General features: G+C 71.3%; 6 protein-coding genes and 1 pseudogene (1 of these 7 only partly in view). 4 read left to right on the top strand and 3 right to left on the bottom strand.

The annotated features are described in order from the left end of the window. The 3 genes and pseudogenes from mqnB to CED_RS03315 form a co-directional block, all read left to right on the top strand. Nucleotides 1-686, top strand: a pseudogene (gene mqnB / locus CED_RS03325) (futalosine hydrolase); it begins 328 nt to the left of the window's first position. Nucleotide 687: 1 nt separating this feature from the next. Continuing rightward, nucleotides 688-1,533 carry a 1,4-dihydroxy-6-naphthoate synthase gene (locus CED_RS03320; protein ID WP_011438776.1) on the top strand — a complete coding sequence of 282 codons (846 nt, stop codon included), beginning with the start codon at nt 688-690 and terminating at the stop codon, nt 1,531-1,533. A gap of 42 nt (nt 1,534-1,575) precedes the next feature. Next, nucleotides 1,576-1,926 (top strand): rhodanese-like domain-containing protein, encoded by a 351-nt coding sequence (locus CED_RS03315; RefSeq protein WP_035908594.1) that lies wholly within the window; start codon nt 1,576-1,578, stop codon nt 1,924-1,926. Nucleotides 1,927-2,012: 86 nt separating this feature from the next. On the opposite strand, the gene CED_RS03310 is transcribed toward CED_RS03315, so the two are convergent. After that, nucleotides 2,013-2,771, bottom strand: a complete 759-nt coding sequence (locus CED_RS03310; protein WP_011438778.1) for an HNH endonuclease family protein — start codon at nt 2,769-2,771, stop codon at nt 2,013-2,015. Between the two features lie 116 nt (nt 2,772-2,887). Then, nucleotides 2,888-4,669: a DUF4352 domain-containing protein gene (locus tag CED_RS03305; RefSeq protein WP_051868654.1), complete on the bottom strand. Its 1,782-nt coding sequence runs from the start codon at nt 4,667-4,669 to the stop codon at nt 2,888-2,890. A 355-nt stretch (nt 4,670-5,024) separates the two neighbouring features. On the opposite strand from CED_RS03305, the gene CED_RS24170 reads away from it, so the two are divergent. Continuing rightward, on the top strand, nt 5,025-5,192 hold the full coding sequence (locus CED_RS24170) for a hypothetical protein (protein ID WP_023840638.1): 168 nt from the start codon (nt 5,025-5,027) through the stop codon (nt 5,190-5,192). 172 nt (nt 5,193-5,364) lie between these two features. Here the strand turns inward: CED_RS24170 and CED_RS03295 are convergent, their stop codons facing one another. Then, on the bottom strand, nt 5,365-5,760 hold the full coding sequence (locus tag CED_RS03295) for a cold-shock protein (protein WP_011438780.1): 396 nt from the start codon (nt 5,758-5,760) through the stop codon (nt 5,365-5,367). Nucleotides 5,761-6,000: the final 240 nt, after the last annotated feature.

The following is a 6,000-nucleotide window of genomic DNA, read 5'->3' as shown; positions in this document are numbered from 1 at the left end:
GNGNNNNGATCGGGGACATCGTCCTCGCCGATCGCATCGTCGCCGCCGACCTCGGCGCGGAGTCCGGCCTTGACGAGGAACCGCCCGCTCCGCCGATCGGCCGCATCAGCGAGATGGACCGCAATCTCGGGTTCCACAGCAACGGCGCGCCGGCACCCCGCGGCGGCCTCGCCCACTCGTCGAACCCCGCGGGGTCGTTCCTGAGCCTGGAGGATCTCGGGCTCGGTTCGTCCACGGTGGTCCCGGATCCGGACCTCGTCCACCGCCTGGGCACGGTGCTCGACGTCACCGGTCGGCGGATCGTCACGGGTAGCGTGANCAGCGTGTCGACGGTGACGGGCACCGAGCGTCGGGCCACGGCGCTGACCGAGCGGCTGGACCCGGTGGCGGAGTCGATGGAGGGGTACGCCGTCGGGGTGGCCGCCCGGGCCTTCGGCGTCCCGGTGGTGGAGATCCGTACCATCAGCAACACGGTCGGGCGCCGGGACCGGTCCGGCTGGAACCTGCCGGTCGCGCTGGCCAGCCTCCGCACGGCCGCCGCGGCACTCGTCACCCACCCGGACGGCCTGGTGACGGCCGCACCGGTGGCCACCGCGAACGACGTCTCCACCACGATCCCGGCCGGGCACCCGGGTGCCCGCGGCCACCACGGGAACAGCGGCCACCACGGGACGGGAGAGCACTGAGATGGGTGCTGGCCGGGCGACCACCTCGAACCTTCCGGGTCCGCTCTCGCTCGCCATCTCGCCCTGCCCCAACGACACGTTCGCCTTCCACGCCCTCGCGCACGGACTCGTCCCGGGAGCACCCGAGGTGTCGGTGACCTTCGCCGACATCGACGTCCTCAACACCCGGGCCGCCGACGGGCGGGACGACCTCGTCAAGGTNTCCTACGCCGCCCTGCCGTGGCTGCTCACCGGGTATCAGCTGCTGACGGCGGGCGGGGCCCTGGGCCGCGGCTGCGGCCCACTCGTCCTCACCGCCGGGCGGTCGGACCTGCGCGGTGCCCGGGTCGCCATCCCCGGCACCCGCACCACGGCCTACCTGCTGTTCCGGCTGTGGGCGGCCGACGAGGGCGTGACGAACGTCGACGTGCTTCCCTTCGAGAAGATCATGCCCGCCGTCCGCGATGGCGCGTATGACGCGGGGCTCGTCATCCACGAGTCCCGCTTCACCTACCCGTCCTATGGACTGACGGCGCTCGTCGACCTTGGCGACTGGTGGGAGGGCCAGACCTCGCTGCCCATTCCGCTCGGCGCGATCCTCGCCCGCCGGGGGCTGGACGGTCCGGTGCTGTCCGCCGCGGTGCGGGCGAGCGTCGCCGCGGCCTTCGCCGATCCCGCCGCCAGCGCCGACTACGTCCTCGCCCACGCCCAGGAGATGACGCCCGACGTCGTCGACGCCCACATCCAGCTGTACGTCAACGAGTTCAGCCTCGACCTCGGCGACGAAGGGTTCGCCGCCGTCGAGGCCCTGCTCTCCCGCGCCGCCGACGCCGACCTCGTCCCCGTGCTTCCGCGGCCGCTGCGCTGAACCGCGAGCCCCCTCGGAGGGTCCTGATGGCAGGATGGAGACGTGAGTACCGATCAGATACCGGCTGTCGGCGTCGCGGAGCTACCGGTCGAGCTTTCCGCGGACGGTGCCCCGCTGATGGTGGACGTGCGGGAGCCCGACGAGTGGTCCGCCGGTCACATCGCCGGCGCGCTGCACATCCCGATGAGTGAACTGGTCGCCCGGCTCGACGAGGTTCCCCGGGAACGCGAGGTCGTCGTGGTGTGCCGCTCGGGCGGTAGGTCCGCCGCCGTCACCAACTACCTCAGGCAGGGCGGCTGGCAGGTCCGCAACCTGACTGACGGGATGCNCTCCTGGCAGGCGCACGGCCGCCCGATGGTGAGCGAGAGCGGCGCCGCGCCCACCGTCCGCTGAGAACCGCCGGCCGACCCCGCCGGGTCCGGGCCGACCCCGCCGGCTGCTCCGCATTTCTCGGATGATTCAGCGCCGCGGGCTTCCGGTCAGCCGCTCGGGGTCAGCCCCAGTGCCGGCTGGTTCGGGCACTTCTGGAGAACGGCGCGCATCGCGTCCGCCTCCGCCTGGACGACCCACAGGCGGTAACGGGCCTTCAATCCCACCTGGCGCGCGACGTAGGGGCACTGCTCCCCCGGGCTCGGCGGCAACCATTCGGCGGCGTCGTGATCGCTCTTGCGCTGATTCGTGGGACCGTCGACAGCCAGCAGGTTCTCCGGATCGTTGGCGAACTGGAGCCGTTCCCGAGCGGTCCAGTTGAGCGCGCCGGTCCGCCACGCATCCGCCAAGGGGACGACGTGGTCGATCTGCACGCTGGCGGAGTTCCGTCCACGGTCGAAACGGATGATTCTGGTGGTGTACGGATCCCGGAGCTCGCCGGTCAGCACCGTGCAGCCGTCCGATCTGCGGATGGTGGTGCTGCGCAGATCTCGCCGCAGAATGTCGTTACGGGTGTCACACCCGTTGTCGTCGATGTCCGACCAGGCGGGCCCGAACTCGTCCCGGCGGTACCTGGGAGAGTTGTCCTCCGCTTTGATCGGAAGGGTGGCGAGCAGCTTCAGCGCCGAGCCGCTGGCGGTCGGGGCACCAACCTGGTTGGACGTTCCGGTCTGGTCGGAAAGGTCACTGCAACCGGTCAGGCCGCCGACGAGGACGAAAACGGCGAGGACGGCGAGGGCCGCGGCTCCGCCGGGTCGACCGGGCCGACCGGGTCCGTGACGATCTGGACCGACACCGCTTCTTCGCACCGGACTCCCCACCTCGACGGTTCGGAACCCGTGGGAAGTGCTCGCCCCGCTTCGGGTCCGTTCGGATCGAGGGTGACATTAACTGGAGATCGGCCCGCCGGGTTGGTCGGCCACCGTCAGGGGACGGGAACGCGGGCTCCCGCGCTCACCGGATTGTCGTGCAGCTCCAACTCCTGGGCCGTGGCGTCCCGTGGGATGTCGAAGACCATGGTGCCCGCTCTGAGGTCACCCGGGTTGATCGAATCCCACAGATCCTCGTTACTCAGCTGGAAGCGGGCGAGGAAATCGGCGCTGTGCCGGCCGCCGCCGCCGTCCCACAGAAACTGGGATGAGGTCACCAGCGTGCGGGTGGAGTCGCCGATGTTGCGCACGGTCACGTGGGCCAGGCAGAACTGGCCGTCCGTGTGCCGAGCGAGCAGTCCGTCACCGAGTTTGGNCTGCCCGCATCGGAAGGAATCCACGATGAACTCGAGCTGGCCATCCGTGACGGGGCGGTTCAGGCCGCTGGCCGGACCCGGTGCCGTGCTCGGACCGGTGGAGCGCGACGGGACGGTCGTGGCCGCCGACTGTTCCGCGGAACCATTTTGGCCGCTCTTTCCGGGCAGGCTGACCACGACCGCGATGGCGATCAGCGCGCCCAGGACGATGACGGCGATCCAGACGAGTCGCCTGCGATCGAGCCCGCGGGCCGGCGGCGGCTGGGCGAAGGACGGGTACGGCGCGCCGGGCTCGCCCGGTACCGGCCCGTGCCGATCGGGAGCCTGGCCGGACCACGGCCCCGGCGGCGCGCCGGGGACCTGCCCACCCATCCGCTCGCCCAGCTGGGCGGGCCGCGGGCCGGGGCGTCCCCTCGGGCTGTGCGCACCGGACTGCCCCGGTGGTGCCTGGCGTGGTTGTCCCGGTCCCTGGCCCGCCCGGGCGGCGGGAGCGCCCGCGTTCCAGTGGACCTGACGCGCGGGAGCCGAGGTCGCCGGGCCGATCCGGGTCGGGGCGGCGCGGGGCACCTCGCCGGTTCTGCTCAGGAGCTCCTCGGCCTGACCCATCGCCTCGCCGATGGCACCGGTACCGCGGGAGGGTGGCTGCGCGATGAGCCGCAGCAGCAGGTCCCGGGCGCTCGGCCGGTCGTCGGGATGCTTGGCCAGGGCCGCGCTGACCAGGCCGACCAGTGGCTGCGGCAGACCGCGCAGGTCCGGGGCGGACCCGACGATGCGCATGCCGAGGTCGATGTCCGTACCGTCGCCGAACGGGTGGCGGCCGGTACCAGCGTAGGCAATGAGGATGCCCCAGGCGAAGACGTCCGCCTCCGGACCGATGGGCTGGCCGTGCACCTGCTCGGGCGCCATCCACCCGGCGGAGCCGAAGCCCCATGCCGTGGGCTTCGCCTTCGCGCCCTCGAGGGCCTGCGCGATCCCGAAATCGATCACGCGTGGCCCGGACAGTGAGAGCATCACGTTGCTGGGCTTGAGATCCCGATGGACGAGGCCGGCGCTGTGGATCGCGGTGAGCGCCGTCGCGACCCCCACGGCCAGTCCGGTCAGGGTCGACGAGGTCAGCGGGCCCTTGTCGACCTGCATGTCCAGCCGGACGCCGTCGATGAACTCGGTGACGAGGTACGGCGCGGGCGCATTCGGATCCGCGTCCAGGACTTCGGCGGTGCAGAAGGGAGCAACCTTGCGTGCCGCTTCGACCTCGGCCCGGAACCGGCGGCGGAACTCCTCGTCGGCGGCCAGGTCCGGTCTGATGACCTTGATGGCAACCCGCCGTCCGGCCCGGTTCCTCGCCAGGTAGACCGTGCCCATGCCGCCGACCCCGAGCCGGCTGAGCAGAACGTAGGGGCCGACCGACCGGGGCTCGTGTGGATTGAGCGGATCACCTGGTTCGGAGCGGCCGGGACCCATGCGTGCGGCGTTGTCGGCCACGGTCAGCACCGCACGGCTGTGATCACGACCGCTGTCCACTGCTTGTCACACGAATGCCTCTCGAATCCCGATCCGACGCCTCGTTCCGACCGCCGATCCGTGCCCTCCGCCGATCAGCGGAGGTGGGACGGCCCTCGGCGATGCCACCGCGGCCGGCTGCGGGGCTGCTCATGGTTCGGTCTGGTCTACGTTCGCAGTCTGCCGCACTGCCAACGCTTCCAGTCGCACGCGGGCTCCCCGCCGACGGGACCGGTCGGCTCCCCGACAATGTGTTGCCGCCACGGCGCGCAGGCCGCGGCGGATGAGGCCCTAACCGAGGAGGCATCGTGAACCGATGCGTACCAGTGTGGCCAATCTGATGAAGGGCTCGATCTCGGCTCATGCCCGGATCCCGATTGATGTGGCTGGCTCGGCCGGTGTCGCTGATCTGATGGGAACAGCGGATTCGACAGCGGATTCGATGGATGCGGCTAGGGTGACCGTTGTGCTGGCGGAAACGTGACATCCGGTCCGTCCGAGCCCGGGCCACGCGGGGTGGACGGCCCCTGGCTGCTCTGCCCCTGGTGCGGTGGCCCGGTGCCACTGACCCACCTGGCGGCGTCCGACGAGGAACCGGGCGCCCAGGTCGCGGTGTGCACCGGGTGCGGCCGACGGGTCGGTTTCCTGCCGCCGGTCTAGACCTCCAACTCGTTGGCTACGGCGTGCACGACCTTGGCGACCCGCTGGGCGGTCCGCCGGTCGGGATACCGGCCGCGACGAAGGTCCCGCTGCACGTCGTCCAGCACCTTGATCATGTCTTCGACCATGCTGTGCAGCTCGTCCGGACTGCGCCGCGCGGCCTGGGCGGCCGCCTTGGCGACCGACGGCGGGGCGGTCAGCAGCCGGACCGACAGTGCCTGGTCGCCACGCCGCCCGGCGGCGACGCCGAACTCGACCCGGTCGCCGGGTTTCAGCCGGTCGACCCCGGCGGGCAGGGCGGCCTTGTGCACGAAGACGTCGCCGCCGTCGTCCCGGCTGAGAAAGCCGAAGCCCTTGTCGACGTCGAACCACTTGACTTTGCCGGTGGGCACGGGCGACCTCGTTCTGTGTAACGGCAGGACAACGCAACGGAAGATGAGTGATTCCCAGGCTATCCGTCGGCCGCACGTCGCGTGCGTCTTCGGTAGCGATCGGCTGTCGGGTGCGCCCATCTCCCTCCCGTGACAGTGGCCCGGCCCGCGTTCGGCACCACATCCTCGTAGGCTGTCGCACGTGTCGGCGAAACCCTCGTCCCGGCAGGTCGGACCCGTGGCCGGCGGTGCGGTAAGCGA

The sequence above is a fragment of the Frankia sp. CeD genome, from assembly GCF_000732115.1.
Classification (GTDB): Bacteria; Actinomycetota; Actinomycetes; order Frankiales; family Frankiaceae; genus Frankia; species Frankia casuarinae.
This window is presented reverse-complemented; position numbering and strand designations above follow the sequence as displayed.